Raw genomic sequence first — 20,137 nt, forward strand, 5'->3', positions numbered from 1 at the left:
GGTAGGAACGGAACGTCGATAATGCGCCTGCTCGTGCGGTTTATGGGTTTCTTGTTCGCCGCCGGAACCGTCGTGTTCCTGGTCGGTGTCGCCGCCGTCGCCGGCGCCATCTGGCATTTCTCCAAGGATCTGCCCGACTACTCGCAGCTGCAGGACTACGAGCCACCGGTGATGACCCGTGTGCATGCCGCCGACGGCGCATTGCTCGGTGAATATTCCAAGGAGCGCCGGCTCTATCTGCCGATCCAGGCAGTGCCGAAGCTCGTGATCAACGCGTTCCTCGCCGCCGAAGACAAGAACTTCTACGAGCACGGCGGCATCGACTATCAGGGTATGGCGCGCGCCGCGATTCTCTACGCGCAGAATTACGGCTCCAACCGCCGCCCGCAGGGCGCCTCGACCATCACCCAGCAGGTCGCCAAGAACTTCCTGCTGACCAACGAGGTCTCGTTCGCGCGCAAGATAAAGGAAGCCCTGCTGGCGATGCGCATCGAGCGCGCCTATTCCAAGGACCGCATCCTCGAGCTCTATCTCAACGAAATCTATCTCGGGCTCGGCGCCTACGGCATCGCTGCGGCGTCGCTGGTCTATTTCGACAAATCGGTCAACGAGCTAACGATCGCGGAAGCGTCCTATCTCGCCTCGCTGCCGAAGGCGCCGGCCGCGCTGCATCCGGTCCGCAACCGTGACCGCGCGATCGAACGCCGCAACTATGTGATCGACCGCCTGCTGGAGAACGGCTGGATCAAGCAGGCCGACGCCGACAAGGCGCGCAAGGACGCGCTTAACGTCACCAACCGCTCGAACGGCGCGCACATCTTCGCAGGCGAATATTTCGCCGAGGAAGTCCGCCGCGACATCTTCGAGCGCTACGGCGAAAAGAAGCTCTACGAGGGGGGCCTCTCGGTCCGCACCACGCTGGATCCCAAGATCCAGGTGATGGCGCGCAAGACCATGGTGGCCGGCCTCGTCAACTACGACGAGGCGCAGGGCTGGCGTGGGCCAGTTCACAAGCTCGACATCTCCGGCGACTGGGGCGTCAAGCTCGCCGACGTCAAATCGCTGTCCGACATCTCGCCATGGCGGATGGCGGTGGTGCTGGAGACCAGCGACCAGTCGGCGCGGATCGGCTTTCAGCCGGGCCGCGAGCTCGGCGGTGCGGTCAGCAAGGAACGGCAGACCGGCATCATCACGATGGAGGGCGTGCGCTGGGCCAAGTCCAAGGGCAAGGCGCCGACGGCGGTGTCGCAGGTGCTGCAGCCCGGCGACGTGATCTATGCCGATCCGCTGGTGACCAAGGACGGCACCGCGGTCGAAGGCCAGTACCGCCTGCGCCAATTGCCGGAGGTCTCCGGCGCGATGGTGGCGATGGACCCGTGGACCGGCCGCGTGCTCGCGATGGTCGGCGGCTTCTCGTTCGACCAGAGCCAGTTCAACCGCGCGACGCAGGCCTACCGGCAGCCCGGCTCGTCGTTCAAGCCGATCGTGTATTCGTCGGCGCTGGACAACGGCTATACGCCGTCGACCACGGTGATCGACGCGCCGATCGAGATCGATCAGGGGCAGGGCGCCGGCGTGTGGCGACCGGAGAACTATTCCACCGGCAAATATTACGGCCCGACCACGCTGCGCAACGCACTGCAACGCTCGCTCAACACTGTGACGGTGCGGCTCGCGCAGGACATCGGCATGCCGCTGGTCGGCGAGTATGCGAAACGCTTCGGCGTCTATGACGAATTGCCGAACTATCTGTCCTATGCGCTGGGGGCCGGTGAAACCACCGTGATGCGGATGGTGACGGCCTATTCGATGTTCGCCAATGGCGGCCGTCGCGTGAAGCCGACGCTGATCGATCGCATCCAGGATCGCTACGGCCACACCATTTTCAAGCACGATACCCGCGAATGCCGCGGCTGCGACGCGCCTGGCGGCTGGAAGAGCCAGCCGGAGCCGCAGCTGGTCGACCGCCGCGAGCAAGTGCTCGATCCGATGACCGCTTACCAGATCACCGAGATGATGGAAGGCGTGGTCCAGCGCGGCACCGCGACCGTCGTCAAGGAAGTCGGCAAGCCGATCGCCGGCAAGACCGGCACCACCAACGACGAAAAGGACGTCTGGTTCGTCGGCTTCTCGCCGGATCTCGCGGTCGGCGTCTACATGGGCTACGACAAGCCGCGCAATCTCGGCCGCGCCGCCACCGGCGGTCACGTCGCCGCGCCGATCGCCCGCGACTTCCTGAAGCTTGCGCTCGCCGACAAGCCGCCGACGCCGTTCAAGGTGCCGGCCGGGATCAAGCTGATCCGGGTCGATGCCAAGACCGGCATGCGTGCCGGCCCCGGCGACGGCGGCAACACCATCCTCGAAGCCTTCAAGCCGGGCACCGCGCCGCCGGAGAATTACTCGGTCATCGGGGTCGCCGATGCCGACGGCCGCGGCCCGGCGCCGCAGCCGTCGCAGGGAGGCGGGCAGCCTGACAGCGGCTTCTTCATGCGGCCGGGAACCGGGGGGCTTTACTAGCGGCCGATGCGACGAATCGCCGGGATAGTGCGGCCAAGCCGATTGCGCTTTGCCGCGCCGGTCGCTACATCCCCCGGAACCTTTTTGCCAACACCTGAAAGACCATGCGCGCGGAAATCGAACGCCTTGTTGAAGAGATCAAGCAGTCAGTCGGGCTGCTGAGGAGGCATCTTTGACGTCGAACAATCGACGGCACGCCTCGCTGAGCTGAACAAGCTCGCAGAAGATTCCAATCTCTGGAACGATCCCCAGAAGGCCCAGCGGCTGATGCAGGAGCGCACCTCATTGGAGGACGCGCTCTCGGGTATCGGCAAGGTCGAGCGCGAGCTCGAGGATCAGGTCGGCATGATCGAGCTCGGCGAGGCCGAGAACGATGCCGGCGTGGTCGCTGAGGCCGAGAAGGCGCTCAAGGACCTCAAGAAGGAGGTCGCCCGGCGCGAGCTGGAAGCGCTGCTCTCGGGCGAGGCCGACAAGTTCGATTCCTATCTCGAGGTCCATGCCGGCGCCGGCGGCACCGAGAGCCAGGACTGGGCCCAGATGCTGCTGCGCATGTACACGCGCTGGGCGGAGAAGCACGGCTTCAAGATCGAGTTCCTCGAAGAGTCCCAGGGTGAAGAGGCCGGCATCAAGTCCGCCACCATCCAGATCTCCGGGCACAATGCTTATGGCTGGCTGAAGACCGAGGCCGGCGTGCACCGCCTGGTGCGCATCTCGCCGTTCGACTCCAATGCGCGGCGGCACACCTCGTTCTCGTCGGTGCAGATCTTTCCGGTGATCGACGACAGCATCAAGATCGAGATCAAGGAGAGCGACGTCCGCACCGACACGATGCGGTCGGGCGGCGCCGGCGGCCAGCACGTCAACAAGACCGAGTCGGCGGTGCGCCTGACACACATTCCGACCGGCATCGCCGTGGTCTGCCAGGCGGGCCGCTCCCAGCACAAGAACCGGGCACAGGCCTGGGACATGCTGCGCGCACGACTGTACGAAATCGAGCTGAAGAAGCGCGAGGAGCAGGCGGCTGCCGATCAGGCCGCCAAGACCGATATCGGCTGGGGTCACCAGATCCGCTCCTATGTGCTGCAGCCCTACCAGATGGTGAAGGACCTGCGCACCGGTGTGCAGACCTCCGACACCTCGGGCGTGCTCGACGGCGACCTCGATGAATTCATGGCGGCGACACTGGCGCAGCGTGCGTTCGGCACCGGGCCCGGTTCCGTCGAGGATGTGGATTAGCTCATGCCGCGCGTCGCTTTCATCGGATTGGGACGCATGGGCCACGGGATGGCCGGCCGTTATCTCGAAGCCGGCTTCACGGTCGCGGTTTGGAACCGGAGCAAGGCCAAGGCCGAGGATCTGATCGCGCGCGGCGCGCAATGGGCGACCTCGCCGGAGGATGCCGCGATCGATGCCGATGCGGTCGTGACGATGGTCGCCGACGATGCGGCATCGCGTGATGTCTGGCTCACCAGGGATGGCGCCGCCGCCACGATGAAGGCCGGCACGCTGGCGATCGAATGCTCCACGGTCTCCTACCAGCACACGCTCGATATGGCGCGCGAGCTGCAGAGCCGCGGCCTGATCTACATCGATTGTCCCGTCACCGGGCTGCCGGAGGCTGCGGCCGCCGGCAAGCTGACGCTGCTGGTTGGCGCTGACAACGCCGACCTCGACAAGGCACGACCGTTCCTCACGCCGATCGGCAGCACGATCCGCCATTTCGGTGCGGTCGGCACCGGCACCGTGTTCAAGCTGATCAACAACCTGATCGGCGCGGTGCAGATCGCAAGCCTTGCCGAAGGCGTTGCGATCGCCGAGCAGGCCGGCCTCAACATGCAATTGGTCGCCGAGGCGCTAGGGACCGGCGCGATCGCCAGCCCGCAGGTGATCCGCCACAGCAAGCGGATGATCGACCGCAACTTCTCCGGCGCGTCGTTCACGGCGGCGCTGCGTCACAAGGACGCGGAATATGCCGTGCGGCTCGCCGAAACGTTGCTGCCCGGCGTGCCCGTGAGCCGCGCCGCGCTCACCGCCTACGACAAGGCCAGGGCTCATGCCCCCGACGGCGACGAAGGCCAGATGATCGAGATCGTATCGCGGCCGAAATAGGCGGGCCAGCCATTCCGGGAAATCGGGTGGGAATATTTGCGGCGCCGCGCTAGTCACCTCTGCCAGTGCAGCCGGGTGCCCGCCATGCCTTCCGTCGACAACAGAATCGATCGCCGCGACTGGGGCCTGCTTGGCCTGCTGTCGGTGCTGTGGGGCGGCTCGTTCTTCTTCAACGGCATGATCCTGCGCGAATTGCCGCCGCTGACGCTGGTGCTGCTGCGCGTGGTGCTCGGCACGATCATCCTGCTGCCGCTGCTGCGGGCCAGGAAGATCGAATTCCCGCGCGGTGTGCCGGGGTGGGCGCCGTTCGTCGCGATGGGGTTGTTCAACAATGTGCTGCCGTTCTCGCTGATCGTGTTCGGGCAGACCTACATTCCGAGCGGGCTGGCTTCGATCCTCAATGCGACGACGCCGCTGTTCGCGGTGGTCATCATGGCGGCGGCCGGCGAGGAGAGGCTGCAGGCGCGTCGCGTCGTGGGCGTGGTGGTCGGGCTGATCGGGGTCGCGATCCTGCACGGCGATGCGCTCGGCTTCGAGAGCCGCCAGGGCATCGGCATCGCGCTGTGCCTTGCCGGCGCCTTCAGCTATGGCATCGCGGCACTGGTCGGGCGTCGGCTGCCGCAGCGCGTGCCGCCGCTCGGCACGGCGACGTTCCAGATGCTGGCATCGGCCGTGATGATTGCGCCGATCGCCGCGGTGGCCGATCGGCCCTGGCTGCTGCCGATGCCGCAGGCGACCACGTGGCTCGCGGTGCTCGGGCTCGCGGCGCTGTCGACGGCGCTGGCCTACATCGTGTTCTTTCAGATCCTGCAACGCTCCGGCGCGACCAATGTGGTGTTGGTGACGCTGCTGATTCCAGCCACCGCGATGCTGCTCGGCTATCTCGTGCTCGGCGAGCCGGTCTCGTGGCGCGAGGTGACCGGCGCGCTGGTGATCGCGAGCGCGCTGCTGCTGATCGACGGACGTGTGTTAACGTTCGGCCAGCGCAAACAGCGTCCGGTCGGCTCGACGACACGCTGACATCTTGCGCCGCAAATCTTTGTTTTAGCGCTGCGAGATCTAAAGCGCGATGAGATCATGTTGAATCGTCACTGCGCTTTGGATTCTTGTTTAAGCATGATCTTTTCGGAAACCGCTTCGCACTTTTCCGGATCATGCTTTAGTTCGACGCAACGGCATCCTTGATGAAAGATTGCGTTTTCGCGGAATAGGTTCCGAGCTCTTGCGCGTTGAACTCCGGCGACTTGAGGTAGTCGCCGTGATGCTTCATCAACATCTTCAGATTGCGCGTCCAGGCACCTTCTTTCGGATCAAATTCTAGGAGTTCCTCGGCCGACCAAAGAAGATAGCCAACCAACCATTTGTAGCGCTCTAATTCTTCTCCCTGCAGTTGACTGAAGTCACCTTGAGAAAGCTTTGGGTATTGGACGGCAAGCTTGAGATACTCTCGGAGGGTCGCTTTTGCGGTCGTCTCCCGATGACTTATTCGATTAAGGGCGAGTTGCCGCCCGGCTATTAGTACGGCGAGAAGCGCGACAACGGGTACAAATCCTGGAGAGATTTGAGCCCAATCCTTCAAAAGGTCGTACATCGGCTCCTCCAGTCGCTAGGTTGCCGCGGTCCTTGGATATTCCTGCTTCCACGCCGCATACCAGCCAGTAAAACGACCGCTGTCGCGCTCGCCGCCGTGCCAGGCGGCGTAGGCGGTGCCGTCATCGGCGACCAGCACCACGGCATCGAGCCCCTTGGAGCGGCGCAGCGTGTCCATTGCTTGCACCGGGGTCTGCGCGATCGGCCCCGCAACGTTGAACGAGGTGTTGACCGACATCTCGACGCCGATATGGCGGCCGAGCGCCTTCAGATAGGCGTAGGTAAGGGGATCGTCGGCCTCGCGCACGATCTGGATGCGGCCGGTGCCGTCGGCGTGCACCACGGCCGGTATCTTCGCGCGCGCCTCCGGCTTCGAATGCGCCGTGAGCACCATGTAGTTGTAGGCGTTGTAGTCAGCGTCGGAGGCGCCGTCTTCCAGCTCGAAATAATCGCGTGCGGCCTCAAGCGTCGCCATCGGCGCCAGCGGCCGGATCGCCTCGCGGTACTTGACGCGTTCGTTGAGCCGCTCGCGCACCTCGGGATCGCAGGGGTTGGCGAGGATCGAGCGATGGCCGAGCGCGCGCGGGCCGGTCTCGGCCGCGCCCTGATAGATCGCGATCACGCCGCCTTGCGCCACCATGCTGGCCATCAGATCGGCAACGGCATCGCGCCCCTCTGATGTCGTCACATTGCCGATCACGATCGAGGCGACGTCGTCGGCGTTGAGTGCCGCAGCGATGTCGGTGTTCGAGGGCGGCAGGCCGCAGTAGAACGCATGCGACAGCGGCGCACCGCGCGGCGCGCCCGCCATATGCGCAATCAGCCAGGCCGCGCCGATCGGCACGCCGGGATCGCCGGGCACCGGCGGCACCCACATGTGCAGCCGCGTCTTGCGCTGCTGGGCCTGTTCGAACCACGCCTCGTCAAAATGCTCGAGCAGCCGCATGTTGCCGAGCGCGTTCAGCGCCACGCCGCCGGTCAGCACCAGGCGGTCGGTGCCGGTGATGCGCAAGAGATGATCGATGACGTGGATCATCGCGTCCTCGAACACCAGTTGCGTCGCAGCCGCCTTGTCGACGCGGTCCTTGGTGTCGGGGCGGTGGTTGATGTCCTCGACGCGCAGCACGGCATCGGGATTCCAGAGCTGGTCGGGCCGCAGCGGCGGGCCGAGAATGTCGATCAGCGGCTGCTTGTAGGGATTGTCGGCAGGATCGGCAAACCAGTTGGCCATCGCGCGATTGAGCTGCACGCGGCCTTCGGGGCCGAGCTGCAGCACCGCCTTCAATCGCTGATAGTAGGGATTGGTGGCGCGGTTCATGTCGCCCCAGGCGGCCGCGCCCATGTAGCGGCCTTCGCTGGAGAGCCAGGTCCAGCCGCCCTGGCTCGACGAGATCACGGTGTAGAAGGCGCCGAGCGAATCGAACAGGCTCTCATTGCAGTACAGCCGCTTCATCTCGCCGTTCTCGGCGACATAGAGCGAGATCGAGCCGACGTCGCCGGTGCCGTCGAGCACCGCGATCGCCACACGTTCGCGCAGATCGGCGAACGGCGAGGCGGTGAACGAGTACCAGGCGTGATTGTCGTGATGCGGCATGCAGATCAGCGGCAGCTGCTCGCCAAGCCCGTACATCTTGCCGAGCCTGCGTGAGATGCGCCGCACCTGGTCCATCTGTCGCAGGTTGATCGCGGGCGCGATCGGTGCGCGCAGCAATTTAATGCTGGCCGGCGCTTCCTCGAGCGAGGTGCGGATCAGCATCGGCAGCAGTGCCGGATAGTCCCATGTCGTGACGAAGGCTGCGACGTCGCCGATGTCGCGGCCCATCCGCCGCAGCACCTTGCGCATGTCGTCGAGCGCGTGTTGTGGAAACTCGTTGGTATGCTTGTTTCCGGAAAAGCGCTCTTCCTCGTTGTTGACGATCAGGCGCGGGCCGTCCTTCTGGGTGACCTCGACCAGCGCGACGCCGGTGTTGTGCGTGCCGGGGCAGGCGAGGCCCGCGATATAGATGGTCTCGCCGCGCTGCAGCCTCTCGCGGATCGAGGCGATCGTGGCTTGCGCGAACTCGCCGTTAACTTTGTGGAGGCCACGACTGGCCAGCGCACGTTCGCTGAGGCGGCGTGTGATTTCATAGCCCGCAGCCGCAATACGCGGATGCCGCGGACCGGTACGAATGTCCGGTTTACGCAATCAAAACGCCTCGACTCGTGATCCCCAGATCGACCTTCAATCATAAACAGCGCCAGGCAACAATGCCGTTTCGTCCAACGGAAAAACCCGGCGCTTGCCAGCACATGCGTCTCTTGCGAGACTTGCGTCAAAACCACGACAAAAATCGGGAGAAAACGATGCCGGCTCGTCCTGGATATATTGGCGCAATCGCGGCGTTCGCAAGTGTGGCACTGATCGCGACATTGGCGTATGCGCAGAAGAAATACGATCCCGGCGCGACCGATACCGAAATCAAGATCGGCAACATCATGCCGTATAGCGGCCCGGCGTCGTCCTACGGCGTGATCGGCAAGACCGAGGCCGCGTTCTTCAAGATGATCAACGAGCAGGGCGGCATCAATGGCCGCAAGATCAACTTCATCAGCTACGATGATGCCTATTCGCCGCCGAAGGCGATCGAGCAGGCGCGCAAGCTGGTCGAGAGCGACGAGGTGCTGTTGATCTTCCAGGCGCTCGGCACGCCGTCGAATTCGGCAATCATGAAATACATGAATGCCAAGAAGGTGCCGCAATTGTTCGTCGCGTCCGGCGGCACCAAGTTCGGCGATCCGAAGAACTTTCCCTGGACGATGGGCTTTCAGCCCAACTACCAGAGCGAGGGGCGCATCTACGCGAAATATATTCGCGACAAGTTTCCCGACAGCAAGATCGCGGTGTTCTGGCAGAATGACGACGCCGGCAAGGATCAGTTCAAGGGCTTGAAGGACGGGCTCGGCGACAAGGCGGGCATGATCATCGCCGACAAGTCCTACGAGGTCTCCGATCCCTCGATCGATTCGCAGATCGTCGCGCTGCACGATTCCGGCGCGGACATCTTCTTCTCCTGGGCGGCGCCGAAGGGATCGGCACAGGCGATCCGGAAGGTGGGCGAACTCGGCTGGAAGCCGAAATTCTTCCTCGCCAACACCGCGACCTCGGTCGCCTCGGTCCTGAAGCCGGCGGGGCTCGAATATTCCAAGGGCATCATCTCGACGGCCTATCTGAAGGACCCGACCGATCCGACCTGGGACAAGGATCCTCCCGTCGTGAAATGGCGCGCGTTCATGGACAAGTATTATCCCGACGGCGACAAGGGCAACGCCAACAACCTCTATGGCTATGTGCAGGCCGAGGCCATGGTCCAGGTGCTGAAGCAGTGCGGCGACAATCTGACGCGCGAAAACGTGATGAAGCAAGCCGCCAATTTGAAGAACTTCCACTCCGACCTGATGCTGCCGGGCGTCATGGTCAATACCTCGCCGGACGACTACTTCCCGATCGAGCAGATGCAGCTGATGCGGTTCAACGGCGAGGCGTGGGAGCTGTTCGGCGATGTCATTACCGGCGAGGTGGGGCACGACGCGACGCGGTAAGCGCTCGCCAGTCACGCGATTGCTCGTGCCAACCCACCGCTGTCGTCAGTGCTTTCGCAGGGACGACACCGAATCTTCTCCGGTCGGCGGGCGCGGTGCGCCTGGTGGCGGCGGCCCGTCAGGTAGGAGCGGCCCTGCGCCCGATTCTCTCAGCGGAGCAACAACCGGCCCCGGGCCGGGCGGCGGCATGGGCGATGGCGGTCGTCGCTGAGCCACAAACGAGATCGGCGCAAGCGAGGGCGCTTGCGCCGATGTTCAGATCGATCGTCGTGAGGCGAGGCTTAACCCGCGCTGAGCCGGATGCCGGCGCGGAGGAAGCGCTGCGGATCGACCGCTTCGCCGTCGATGCGGGTCTCGTAGTGCAGATGCGGACCGGTGGAACGGCCGGTCGACCCGACCGCGCCGATCACCTGGCCGATCTTGACGTATTCGCCGACCTTGACGCCGATCTCGGAGAGGTGGCCGTAGCGGGTCGAAAGGCCGTTGCCGTGATCGACCTCGACCATCCGGCCGTAGCCGCCGGCCCAGCCCGCCGACACCACCTTGCCGTTGGCGGTGACGCGCACCGGATCGCCTTGCGCGGCGCGGAAGTCGAGGCCGGTGTGCATCGCCGGCCGGCCGAGGAAGGGATCGCTGCGGACACCGAAGCCGCTGGTGAATTCGACCTCGCCGACCACGGGCTTGCGGTAGGGCACCAGCGCCAGCGTCTGGTTGAGGCGCTGCATCTGCGCGCGGTTGATGTTGATGCGGTAGAGCTGGCGCTCGAACGCGCCGGCGTCGGGCGCGAGCTTCACCGGCACGAACGGGCCACCCATGCCGGAGCGCGGCACAGCGGCTTCGAGTTGCGACATGTTGAGGCCGAGATCGCTGATCACGCCGCGCATCCGGCGCACCCGCGATTCGATGCCGTCCTCGACCGAGGAGAGCGCGGCGACCTGACGGCGCTCGACCTGGTCAAGCGAGGTCTGCAGACGGACCAGCACGTTGTCGACGCCCTGGGCCTTGGCGAATTGGTTCGGCTGCGTCTTGGCGATCAGCGGTGCGCGAGATTCCAGCCGCGCCTCGCGATCCGGCGGCGCCACGAAGATCACGGTGTCGCTGATCGGGGAGGGCTTTGGCGTTCCGGATGACGGCGCAGATTCGGCGCGGCCCTGCGGCTTGATCGATCCGGTCGAAGTGGCATCGGGCATCGCGCCGAGCGCAGTGGCGCGCGATTCCAGCGTCGACTGCCGCTTCATAATCTGGTCGAGCTTCTGGTCGAACTGTTCCTGGTCGAGCAGCTGGCGGCTGGTGGTGCGATCGACCTTGGCGCGCAGCTCGGAGATGCGGTCCTCATAGGCGTATTGCATCTCGGCCTGGCGCGCGATCAGGCGGGTCAGCACGTCGTCGCGGAACGCAAAATAGGTCGCGGTCGCCGCCGACCACATGCCGAGCAGGACCACGGTTCCGACCGCAATCCAGAACACGACCGGCCCGAACCGGACCTGCTTGCCGGCATGGACCAGCGTATAGCCCTCGCCGGATGCTGCCGCCGGTGCGGCGTGATGGGCGGCCGGACGGCGCGCCGGTGCCCGGCCATGGTCCTGGGGATGATGGTGTTTCAGGTATTCCTGGTGATGACCGGACCGGCTCGACATCGGTACTCCCGCGGCCGGTCGGACCAAGCTCCGCACGGCTACTTTGCGGGGCCGATTTGAGCCCGCCATGGTTAATTTTCAGGAAACGGAACCCTCCCGTCAGAGCTCCCGGGTGGCCTCCAATACCGCTTCGGCGTGGCCGTCGACCTTCACATGGCGCCAGATCCGGGCGACTTTTCCACCGGAATCGACCAGAACCGTGGTGCGAATAATTCCCATGAAGGTCCTGCCATACATGGATTTTTCGCCCCAGGCACCGTATGCCTCGAGCATCTCATGGGCGGGGTCCGAGGCCAGCGGCACCGACAGCTGGTGTTTGTTTCGAAATGACTCCTGCGCCTTAACCGTATCGGCTGATATGCCGACCACCTCGGCGCCTGCTGCTGCGAACTCGCCCTTGAGCCGGGTGAAGTCGATTGCCTCCCTGGTGCAGCCGGGGGTGTCGGCGCGCGGATAGAAGAACAGCACCAGCTTCTTGCCGGCGAAATCCTTCAGCGAGACTCTGCCGCCGCCATCGCGCGGCAAGTCGAAGCCAGGCGCCGCGGCTCCCTCGGCAAGTGTGACGGCAGACGACTTGATCACGGTCGCGGCGGGCTCCGGCTTTAACGGTTTCGATGCAGCCTTGTGCGAGGCTTTGACTTGAACACCCGCTGCGGTCTTGGCTTTCGCTGTTTTGGCCGCTTGCTCGGACGCCTTCTTGGATGCGGCCTTTTTCGCAACCGTTGTGCGGGTTTTCGTCGCGGACTTCCCAGTGCTTGCGCTTCTCGCGCGCGCAACCTTTGTTGCGGCCGGCTTTCCGGTTGTATTGGAGGATTTCTTGCGCGTTTTCTTGGACATACGCCTTCCTTTCGTCGCTTTCCGAAGCTCAACCATTGGGGTATTGCGGGTCTTGTTAGCGGCGGCCGGATTCGCACCGGCCGCTGGGCAAGTTTGATGGCCGCGGAGTATGGTGACAAGGAGTTCGACGCGTAACCCGTCCGCTTGTTGAATTGGCTTTTGATTGGTTGGTCTGGTCCGTTCTTTTGGGGCCGATCTTGGGGCCATCGGCGAGTGACATGATGAGGCGAGGATAGGCGGCGATGCCGGCACGGGAGCGCTCGATAGTAGTCGACGGGCGCCCTGATGACGGCAAGCAGCTTCGCCGTCAGCACCGAGAGGCAATGGCAAGGAACACGTCGCCGCAGGGGCCAAATCCGCGCGCCGGGGCTGACTTCTCTCAATGGGAAGACGACGCCGCGTGGGACGAGCAGGATGAGGCGGCGGGCAACCGTGCGCGGCAATTGCTGGCGCGTTCCAACAACAACCTGCATCGCTTCACCGATTTCTGTTCCGGCATGCAGCGCTGGCTGCACGGCGAGCGCTGGATCCGCCGCATCGGATTGGTTCTCGTGGTGCTGGTCGTGCTGTTCGCGACCTGCTTCGGCGCATTGTGGTGGCGGCTCGGCGCCGGTCCGATCAATCTCGATCTGGCGACGCCATGGCTTGCCGCGGCGATCGAGGAGAATATCGGCCACGGCAACACGGTCGAGGTCGGCGGTACGCAGATCGAGCGCGCCGGCCGGGTCAGGATCGCGGTGCGCATCCGCGACATCATCGTCCGCGACCGCGACCATGCGGTCGTCGCCAGCGCGCCGAAAGCCGAAGTGCGATTGTCCGGAACGGCGCTTCTGATGGGCCAGCTGCGGGCGGAGAGCCTCAATCTGGTCGATGCGGAACTGTCGGTGCGCATCACGCCCGACGGCAATGTGACGGTGTCGGCCGGCGACACCGCAAAGCCGCTGGCCACCGGCGTCGCCTCCAAGCGCGACGCGGGCCTGCCGCCGACATTCCCGCGTCCGACGCCCACGGCCCCGCCGCCGGTTGCGTCGCCGCCCGCCGCCTCCGAGCCCTCGGCGGCCTCGCCCGATTCGGCCCAGAGCGGGCTTCTTGCCGGTCTCGACTGGCTCGACAGCCTCAGCATGACCGGCCTCGACGGGCAGAACCTCAACGAGATCGGCCTGAAGAACGGCAATCTCGTCGTCGACGACCAGCAGCGCGGCAACAAATGGAGCTTTGAGAATATCAGCCTGAGCCTGCGCCGCCCAAGCGGCGGCGGGGTTGCGCTCAGCTTCGGCGAGGAGGGCGCCAAGCCCTGGTTGGTCCGCGTGCTGGTCGGACCGCAGCAGAACGGTGTGCGCTCGGTCGACGTCAAGGCCGACAAGGTGTCCACCCGGAACATCCTGCTGGCGATGCGGACCAAGGATCTCACCTACACCGCCGACCTGCCGCTGTCGGGCGAGATGAAGGGCGAACTCGGGCGCGACGGCCTGCCGACCTATTTCCGCGGAAAGATCAATGTCGGCGCCGGCAACATCATCGACACCGACACGCCCGACTACCCGATGCCGGTCGATTCGGCCGAGATGAGCGTGGAATGGGATTCGGGCCGGCGCGTGCTGCTGGCGCCGATCAAAATCGTCTCGGGCGCCAACCGCATCACGCTGCTCGGGCATCTTGAACCGCCCAACGACAATGTCGCCGACTGGCAGGCGGGGCTATCCGGCGGCACCATCGTGCTGGCCGGCGCCGACAAGAATGAACCGCCGCTGATTTTCAATCGCATCAATATAGGCTTCCGTTTCGACACCGAGAAGAAGCGCGTGCTGCTGACCCAGGCCGACATCTCCAATGGCGAGATCGGCGTCGCCGGCACTGGCAGCATCGACTATTCCGGCGAGCCGCGGTTGCAGCTCGGATTCGCCGGCACGCCGATGTCGGCCTCGGCCCTGAAGCGGATGTGGCCGATCATCATCGTGCCCGAGGTGCGGGAATGGGTGCTCGAGCGGATCGACCGCGGCACGCTCCAGCGCATCGATGTCGGCGTCAATTCGCCAGTGCATAATCTGTCACGCAAGGGCCCGCCGATCCCCGATGACGGTCTTTCGGTCAACATCGTCGCGTCCGGCGTCACGGTGCGCCCGGTGGATCAGATGCCCGCGGTGCATGATGCGGATCTGAAGGCGAGGGTGACCGGCCGCACCGCGACCGTGTCCATCAACCAGGGCATCGCCGACACGCCGGCGGGGCGCAAGATCACGATCTCGGATTTCACCTTTGAGGTGCCGGACATGGCACCGAAGCCGTCGCCGTCGAAGGTCAGGTTCCGGGTCGACTGCCCGGTGCCGGCCGCCGCCGAAATCCTCGCATCCGACCGGCTCAGCGATCTCTCCGGTCCGCCGATCGATCCCAACGCCAGCAGGGGCAACGTCACCGCGACCATCAATCTCGGCATGCCGGTAAAGGGCGAGCTCACCAAGACCGACACGCAATATTCCGTCAATGCCGACATCACCGGTGTCGCGGTCGACAAGCTGGTGATGAACCAGAAGCTCGAGGCCAACACGCTGAAGCTGGCCGCCAGCAATGCCGGCTTCCAGGTCAAGGGTGACGTCAAGATCAACGGGCAGGCGGCCTCGCTCGACTATCGCAAGCCGACCGATGGCGATGCCGACGTCAAGCTGCAGGCAACGCTCGACGATGCGGGCCGCGCGCGCCTCGGATTAGATCTCGGTCCTGCCGTCTCGGGCGCGATCCCGATCAAGCTCTCCGGCAAGATCGGCAGCGGCGACAATCCCGCCACCAAGATGGGCGTCGAGGCAGACCTCACTCAGCTCAAGCTCGACAACATCCTGCCGGGGTGGGTCAAAGCGCAGGGCCGGGCCGGCAAGGCGACCTTCAACGTGGTGCCGAAGGGACAATCGACGCGGTTCGAGGATATCTCGATCGAAGGCGCCGGCGTCTCGATCAAGGGCGCGCTCGAGGTCGACCAGAACGGCGATCTCATGAATGCGAACTTCCCGACCTATGCGCCGTCGGAAGGCGACAAGACATCGCTGCGGGCCGATCGCGGACCCGACGGCGTCATCAAGGTGACGATGCGCGGCGATGTGTTCGACGGCCGCGGCTTCCTGAAATCGGCGATCTCCGGCCGCGACAGCGATCCCAAGAGCAAGACCAGGACCACCGATTTCGACGTCGATCTGAAGCTCGGCGCCGTGGCCGGTTTCAACGGCGAGGCGCTGCGCAGCGTCGATGCCAAGATCTCGCGCCGCAACGGGTTCTTCAAGGCGTTCACGCTGAGCGGCAAGGTCGGCCGCGACACGCCTGTTACGGTCGATATGCGCGGCCGTCAGCAGGGCCGCGAGGTGATTTACCTGCAGACCGGCGACGCCGGCGCATTCCTGCGCTTCATCGACACTTATTCGAAGGTCGTCGGCGGCCAGCTCACGCTGGCGATGGAGCCGCCGATCCCCGAGCCGAGCCCGAGGGAAGGCCTCATCAACATCACCGGCTTCTCGGTGAAGGGCGAAACCCAGCTCGACCGCGCCGTCGCCGGCGGGCCGGTCAGCACCCAGAACGGAATCGGGTTCGATGCGCTGCGCGCCGAGTTCACCCGCCAGAGCGGCCAGCTCTCGATCCGCAACGGCGTGGTCAAGGGACCGAGCATCGGCGCGACCATCGAGGGCAGCATCGACTATGTCGGCAATCAGGTGCGGATGAACGGCACCTTCATTCCGATGTACGGCTTGAACAACATGTTCGGCCAGATCCCGTTCTTCGGGATTTTCCTCGGCGCCGGCAGCAATGAAGGCCTGATCGGCGTGACCTATGAAGTGGTGGGAACACCGAGCGCGCCGGTGCTGCGCGTCAACCCGATCTCGGCGCTGGCGCCCGGCCTGACGCGGAAGATCTTCGAGTTCAAGCAGTACGGCCCGAACGACCTGCCGACGACGAACAACAATTAGGGGAATCGATTGGCGGGAAGAGCGTTCACTTCGACGAGTTCGAACGCATAGCCGTTCACAGCCAGTCGCGGACCTCCTGAAAAACGGCGTCACCGCCGCAGCGCCGGCACCACCAGGAACGGGATCAGTCCGAGCACCACGTTGACCAGCGCGAACGCGATCAGCGGATTGTAGCTGTGGGTCCAGTCGTGGATCAGGCCGCCGCCCCAGGAGCCGAGGCCGGAGCCGAGACCGCTGCCGATCATGATGGTGCCGTAGATCGTGCCGACGCGTTCGCCGCGGAAGATCTTCAGCGCGGTCGCGGTGATCAGCGGGCCGCGTGAGCCGATCATGCTGCCGAAGCAGATGATGAAGCCGGTCAAGAGCCAGTAGTTCGGGTACCACTGCAGCAGCCAGAGCAGGATGATGCCCAGAATCGAGACGCCATAGCTGAACAGCACGCTGGGCCTGCGGCCGATGATGCCGTCGAGCGTGGAGACGCCGAGCATGCCGACGAACAGAGCGACGCCGGAGAAGCCCCAGGCGGTGGCGGCCTGCAGCGGTGGAAAGCCGACATCGATCAGATAGGCGACGATCTGCGCCGTCAGCGCGTACATCGCAATCGCGGTGAAGAAGAAGGTCGAGAACAGCGCCCAGAAGGCGTGATGGCGCATCGCCCGCAGCAACGTCCAGCCTTCATCGGCCAGATTGCTCTCGGCCTTCTTCACGATATGCGGCGAGCCGCCGGCGAGCAGGCGCCACGGCAGCAAGACCAGCGGAATAAGCAGGCCAAGCGCACCGATGCCGAACACCTGATAGGCCTCGCGCCAGCCGATCCGGTCGATCAGCACCTGCGACAGCGGCAGCAGCAGCAAGAGGCCGGCGCCAGTCGCCGAATACATCACGGCCATCGCGGTCGGCAGTCGCGGACCGAACCAGCGGCCGAGCAGGATCGAGTTCGAGACGTTGCCGATCAGCGCGGTGCCGAATCCGACGCAGAGGCCGACGCTCAGTTGGAATTGCCAGAGCTGCTCGGCGCGCGAGGCGACCAGGAAGGCGCAGCCGAGCAGCGACAGGCCGAGCGCATAGACCACGCGCGGACCGGAGCGGTCGAACAGTCGTCCGACCAGCGGCGCAGTCAGGCCACTGGCGAGCCAGGTCAGCGAATAGACGGACACGACCGAGGCACGGTCCCAGCCGAAATTTTCCGAGATCGGTTTCAGGAACACCGTGAAGCTGTCGCTGAGGCCGCGCCCGAGCACCGACAGCACGAAGCACAGCGCGAGCACGTTCAGCGCGGTGCGCGATTGCTTCGCCGGTGCGGCAAGCGTGTCGTTCGGAGGCGTGGTCTGGTCCATCGGTATGCAGGGAGCGCGCTTTCGTCACCCCCTGCAACCGACAAATGCGAATGCGCCTATGCAGGCTTCAGCAGAACATGGCGCTTCTTGCCGAGCGACAACTTCACCACGCCTTCCGGCGTGAGATTGGCCGGCGTCAGCAGCATCTTCTCGTCGGTGACGGCAGCGTCGTTGACGCGCAGGCCACCGCCCTTGATCTGCCGGCGCGCTTCGCCGTTGGAAGCGACGAGCTCGGCCTTGACGAAGGCGGCGAGCACCCCGATGCCGGCTTCGAATTCGCCGCGCGGAATTTCCACCGTCGGCAAGGTTTCGGCCAGCGCACCTTCCTCGAAGGTGCGACGCGCGGTCTCGGCGGCCTCATTGGCCGCATCGCGGCCGTGGAGCAGGGCAGTTGCCTCGGTCGCCAGCACCTTCTTGGCCTCGTTGATCTCGCTGCCACCGAGAGCGGCGAGCTTGTTGATCTCGCTGATCGGCAGGATGGTGAACAGCTTGAGGAACTTGACGACGTCGGCGTCCTCGACATTGCGCCAGTACTGCCAGAAGTCGTACGGCGAGAACTGGTCGGCGTTGAGCCACACCGCTCCCTTGGCGGTCTTGCCCATCTTGTCGCCGGAGGCGGTGGTGAGCAGCGGCGTGGTCAGCGCGAACAATTGCGGCGTGCCCATGCGGCGGCCGAGATCGACGCCGTTGACGATGTTGCCCCACTGGTCGGAGCCGCCCATCTGCAGCCGGCAGCCGGCGCGGCGTGACAGCTCGACGAAATCGTAGGCCTGGCAGACCATGTAGTTGAACTCGATGAAGCTCATCTCCTGCTCGCGTTCGAGCCGGAGCCGCACCGAGTCCATCGTCAGCATGCGATTGACCGAGAAGTGCCGGCCGATGTCGCGCAGCATCTCGATCCAGTTCAGCTTGGTCAGCCACTCGGCGTTGTCGAGCATGATGGCGTCGGACTTGCCGTCGCCGTAGCGCAGCACCTTGGCGAACACGCCGCGGATCGAGGCCTTGTTGGCTTCGATCTCGGCGACCGTGCGCATCGCGCGGGTCTCGTCCTTGCCGGAGGGGTCGCCGACCATCGTGGTGCCGCCGCCCATCAGCGTGATCGGCTTGTTGCCGCTCTGCTGCAGCCAGTACAGCATCATCATGGTCAGGAAGTTGCCGATGTGCAGCGACCGCGCGGTGCAGTCATAGCCGACATAGGCGGTGGCCTCTCCCTTCGCGGCAAGCGCGTCGAGGCCCTCGAAATCGGAGCACTGGTGAACGAAGCCGCGTTCCTGTAGAGTGTTCAGGAAATCCGATTTAAATGCAGTCATTTGTCGGCGAGCCAGATCATTCTTGTTTTACGGTTTTTGCATCTATTTGCGGAACCCTGATGCTTGAGGCTGCCGCAGGCGGACGCGCAGTGGCATTATAGGATGTACTTGTTTGAGACAAGCCGGGGGTTCCCGGCTGGGGCGCTTCTACGATGATGTTAACGGCACTCGGTCTGATGAGCGGGACCTCGCTCGACGGGGTCGACGTGGCACTGATCGAGACCGATGGCCGCCAGATCAGGGCCTTCGGACCCACGGGCTATCGGCCCTATACCGAGAGCGAGCGCAGCCTGCTGCGCCAGGCCCTGACCGAAGCCGTTCATCTGTCCCGGCGCGACGCCCGGCCGGGGATCCTGCGGCAGGCCGAGCAGGCGGTCACGACAGCTCACGCCGAGGCGGTTGCCGCCTTCACGGCGCAGCACCGGATCTCGGCACAGGACATCGACATCGTCGGGTTCCACGGCCAGACCGTGCTGCATCGCCCCGAGCGGAAGCTGACGGTGCAGATCGGCGACGCCTTGGCGCTCGCCAAGGTGATCCACATTCCGGTGATGCATGATTTCCGCGCCGCCGACGTCGAGGCCGGCGGGCAGGGCGCGCCGTTCGTGCCGGTCTACCACCGTGCGCTGGCGCAATCGCTGAACCGCGAGGGGCCGATCGTCGTCGTCAATATCGGTGGTGTTTCCAACATTACATATATCGACGGCCCGGACACGCTGATCGCCTGCGACACCGGGCCGGGCAATGCGCTGCTCGACGACTTCATGTTCCGCCACATGCATCAGCCGTTCGACACCGCCGGCAAGTTCGCCGCGCTGGGCAAACCGGACGAGGCCTGGATCGCGCAGGCGCTCAGGCTGCCGTTCTTTTCGGTTCCACCGCCGAAATCGCTCGACCGCAACGACTTCGCGAGCCTCAAGCTCGGCGCCGTGGCACCGGCCGATGGGGCCGCGACGCTGACCGCGTTCACAGCGGCCGCGATCGCCCGCGTCGTGCCGCTGCTGCCGAAACGGCCGAAGAGCTGGATCATCTGCGGTGGCGGCGCATCCAACCTGACGATGCTGCGGATGCTGCGCGAGCGCCTGGCGCCGGCGACCGTCGAGCCCGCCGAGGCGCTCGGCTGGGCGGCGGACGCGATCGAGGCGCAGGCGTTCGGCTTCCTGGCCGCGCGCGGCATGAAGGGGCTGCCGCTGAGCTATCCCACCACCACGGGGGTGCCGATCCCGATGACCGGGGGCATCATCGCGCGACCGTGACTTAGATGCAAATGCATC

13 protein-coding genes are annotated in these 20,137 nt (G+C 64.9%); 7 read left to right on the plus strand and 6 right to left on the minus strand.

Going from position 1 to position 20,137, the window contains the following annotated elements; all coding sequences use genetic code 11:
- Positions 1-21: 21 nt before the first annotated feature.
- The 4 genes from JQ507_15165 (at position 22) to JQ507_15180 (ending at position 5,646) form a co-directional block, all read left to right on the plus strand.
- Positions 22-2,517 (plus strand): penicillin-binding protein 1A, encoded by a 2,496-nt coding sequence (locus tag JQ507_15165; GenBank protein ID QRI72721.1) that lies wholly within the window; start codon positions 22-24, stop codon positions 2,515-2,517.
- Positions 2,518-2,621: 104 nt separating this feature from the next.
- A protein-coding gene (prfB, locus tag JQ507_15170) for a peptide chain release factor 2 (protein QRI72722.1) occupies positions 2,622-3,753 on the plus strand; the annotation gives its coding sequence in 2 pieces (ribosomal slippage) (positions 2,622-2,690 and positions 2,692-3,753; 1,131 coding nt in all).
- Between the two features lie 3 nt (positions 3,754-3,756).
- Positions 3,757-4,626: an NAD(P)-dependent oxidoreductase gene (locus tag JQ507_15175; protein ID QRI72723.1), complete on the plus strand. Its 870-nt coding sequence runs from the start codon at positions 3,757-3,759 to the stop codon at positions 4,624-4,626.
- 84 nt (positions 4,627-4,710) lie between these two features.
- Entirely contained in the window at positions 4,711-5,646 is a 936-nt protein-coding gene (locus JQ507_15180; GenBank protein QRI72724.1) for a DMT family transporter, read from the plus strand.
- A 139-nt stretch (positions 5,647-5,785) separates the two neighbouring features.
- Here the strand turns inward: JQ507_15180 and JQ507_15185 are convergent, their stop codons facing one another.
- Together JQ507_15185 and JQ507_15190 are read right to left on the minus strand one after the other, a co-directional pair.
- The gene (locus JQ507_15185) at positions 5,786-6,217 is read right to left on the minus strand and encodes a hypothetical protein (protein QRI72725.1); all 432 of its coding nucleotides are present in this window, start codon (positions 6,215-6,217) and stop codon (positions 5,786-5,788) included.
- Between the two features lie 15 nt (positions 6,218-6,232).
- Positions 6,233-8,401: a carbamoyltransferase gene (locus tag JQ507_15190; GenBank protein ID QRI72726.1), complete on the minus strand. Its 2,169-nt coding sequence runs from the start codon at positions 8,399-8,401 to the stop codon at positions 6,233-6,235.
- Between the two features lie 158 nt (positions 8,402-8,559).
- Here JQ507_15190 and JQ507_15195 point away from each other — a divergent pair, with 158 nt between their 5' ends.
- Positions 8,560-9,795, plus strand: coding sequence for an ABC transporter substrate-binding protein (locus JQ507_15195; protein ID QRI72727.1), 1,236 nt, complete (start codon positions 8,560-8,562; stop codon positions 9,793-9,795).
- A gap of 281 nt (positions 9,796-10,076) precedes the next feature.
- Here the strand turns inward: JQ507_15195 and JQ507_15200 are convergent, their stop codons facing one another.
- Both JQ507_15200 and JQ507_15205 read right to left on the minus strand, forming a co-directional pair.
- The gene (locus tag JQ507_15200) at positions 10,077-11,432 is read right to left on the minus strand and encodes a peptidoglycan DD-metalloendopeptidase family protein (GenBank protein ID QRI72728.1); all 1,356 of its coding nucleotides are present in this window, start codon (positions 11,430-11,432) and stop codon (positions 10,077-10,079) included.
- Positions 11,433-11,531: 99 nt separating this feature from the next.
- Positions 11,532-12,269 (minus strand): peroxiredoxin, encoded by a 738-nt coding sequence (locus JQ507_15205; protein QRI72729.1) that lies wholly within the window; start codon positions 12,267-12,269, stop codon positions 11,532-11,534.
- Positions 12,270-12,511: 242 nt separating this feature from the next.
- Here JQ507_15205 and JQ507_15210 point away from each other — a divergent pair, with 242 nt between their 5' ends.
- Positions 12,512-16,216, plus strand: a complete 3,705-nt coding sequence (locus JQ507_15210; GenBank protein QRI72730.1) for a hypothetical protein — start codon at positions 12,512-12,514, stop codon at positions 16,214-16,216.
- A gap of 89 nt (positions 16,217-16,305) precedes the next feature.
- Here JQ507_15210 and JQ507_15215 read toward each other — a convergent pair whose 3' ends face one another.
- Both JQ507_15215 and JQ507_15220 read right to left on the minus strand, forming a co-directional pair.
- Complete coding sequence (locus JQ507_15215; protein ID QRI72731.1) at positions 16,306-17,553, minus strand: MFS transporter; 1,248 nt, start codon at positions 17,551-17,553, stop codon at positions 16,306-16,308.
- A gap of 56 nt (positions 17,554-17,609) precedes the next feature.
- Positions 17,610-18,863 carry a tyrosine--tRNA ligase gene (locus tag JQ507_15220; protein QRI72732.1) on the minus strand — a complete coding sequence of 418 codons (1,254 nt, stop codon included), beginning with the start codon at positions 18,861-18,863 and terminating at the stop codon, positions 17,610-17,612.
- A gap of 152 nt (positions 18,864-19,015) precedes the next feature.
- Here JQ507_15220 and JQ507_15225 point away from each other — a divergent pair, with 152 nt between their 5' ends.
- Complete coding sequence (locus JQ507_15225) at positions 19,016-20,119, plus strand: anhydro-N-acetylmuramic acid kinase (protein QRI72733.1); 1,104 nt, start codon at positions 19,016-19,018, stop codon at positions 20,117-20,119.
- Positions 20,120-20,137: the final 18 nt, after the last annotated feature.

Origin of the sequence: Bradyrhizobium sp. PSBB068 (genome assembly GCA_016839165.1) — a bacterium.
Taxonomy (GTDB): domain Bacteria; phylum Pseudomonadota; class Alphaproteobacteria; order Rhizobiales; family Xanthobacteraceae; genus Bradyrhizobium.

Bases quoted from the DNA above. Each gene is read 5' to 3' on its own strand.
- JQ507_15195 (QRI72727.1), top strand. From the start codon at position 8,560: ATGCCGGCTCGTCCTGGATATATTGGCGCAATCGCGGCGTTCGCAAGT.
- JQ507_15210 (QRI72730.1), top strand. From the start codon at position 12,512: ATGCCGGCACGGGAGCGCTCGATAGTAGTCGACGGGCGCCCTGATGAC.
- JQ507_15200 (QRI72728.1), bottom strand. From the start codon at position 11,432: ATGTCGAGCCGGTCCGGTCATCACCAGGAATACCTGAAACACCATCAT.
- JQ507_15185 (QRI72725.1), bottom strand. From the start codon at position 6,217: ATGTACGACCTTTTGAAGGATTGGGCTCAAATCTCTCCAGGATTTGTA.
- JQ507_15180 (QRI72724.1), top strand. From the start codon at position 4,711: ATGCCTTCCGTCGACAACAGAATCGATCGCCGCGACTGGGGCCTGCTT.
- JQ507_15205 (QRI72729.1), bottom strand. From the start codon at position 12,269: ATGTCCAAGAAAACGCGCAAGAAATCCTCCAATACAACCGGAAAGCCG.
- JQ507_15225 (QRI72733.1), top strand. From the start codon at position 19,016: ATGATGTTAACGGCACTCGGTCTGATGAGCGGGACCTCGCTCGACGGG.
- JQ507_15165 (QRI72721.1), top strand. From the start codon at position 22: ATGCGCCTGCTCGTGCGGTTTATGGGTTTCTTGTTCGCCGCCGGAACC.
- JQ507_15220 (QRI72732.1), bottom strand. From the start codon at position 18,863: ATGACTGCATTTAAATCGGATTTCCTGAACACTCTACAGGAACGCGGC.
- JQ507_15175 (QRI72723.1), top strand. From the start codon at position 3,757: ATGCCGCGCGTCGCTTTCATCGGATTGGGACGCATGGGCCACGGGATG.
- JQ507_15215 (QRI72731.1), bottom strand. From the start codon at position 17,553: ATGGACCAGACCACGCCTCCGAACGACACGCTTGCCGCACCGGCGAAG.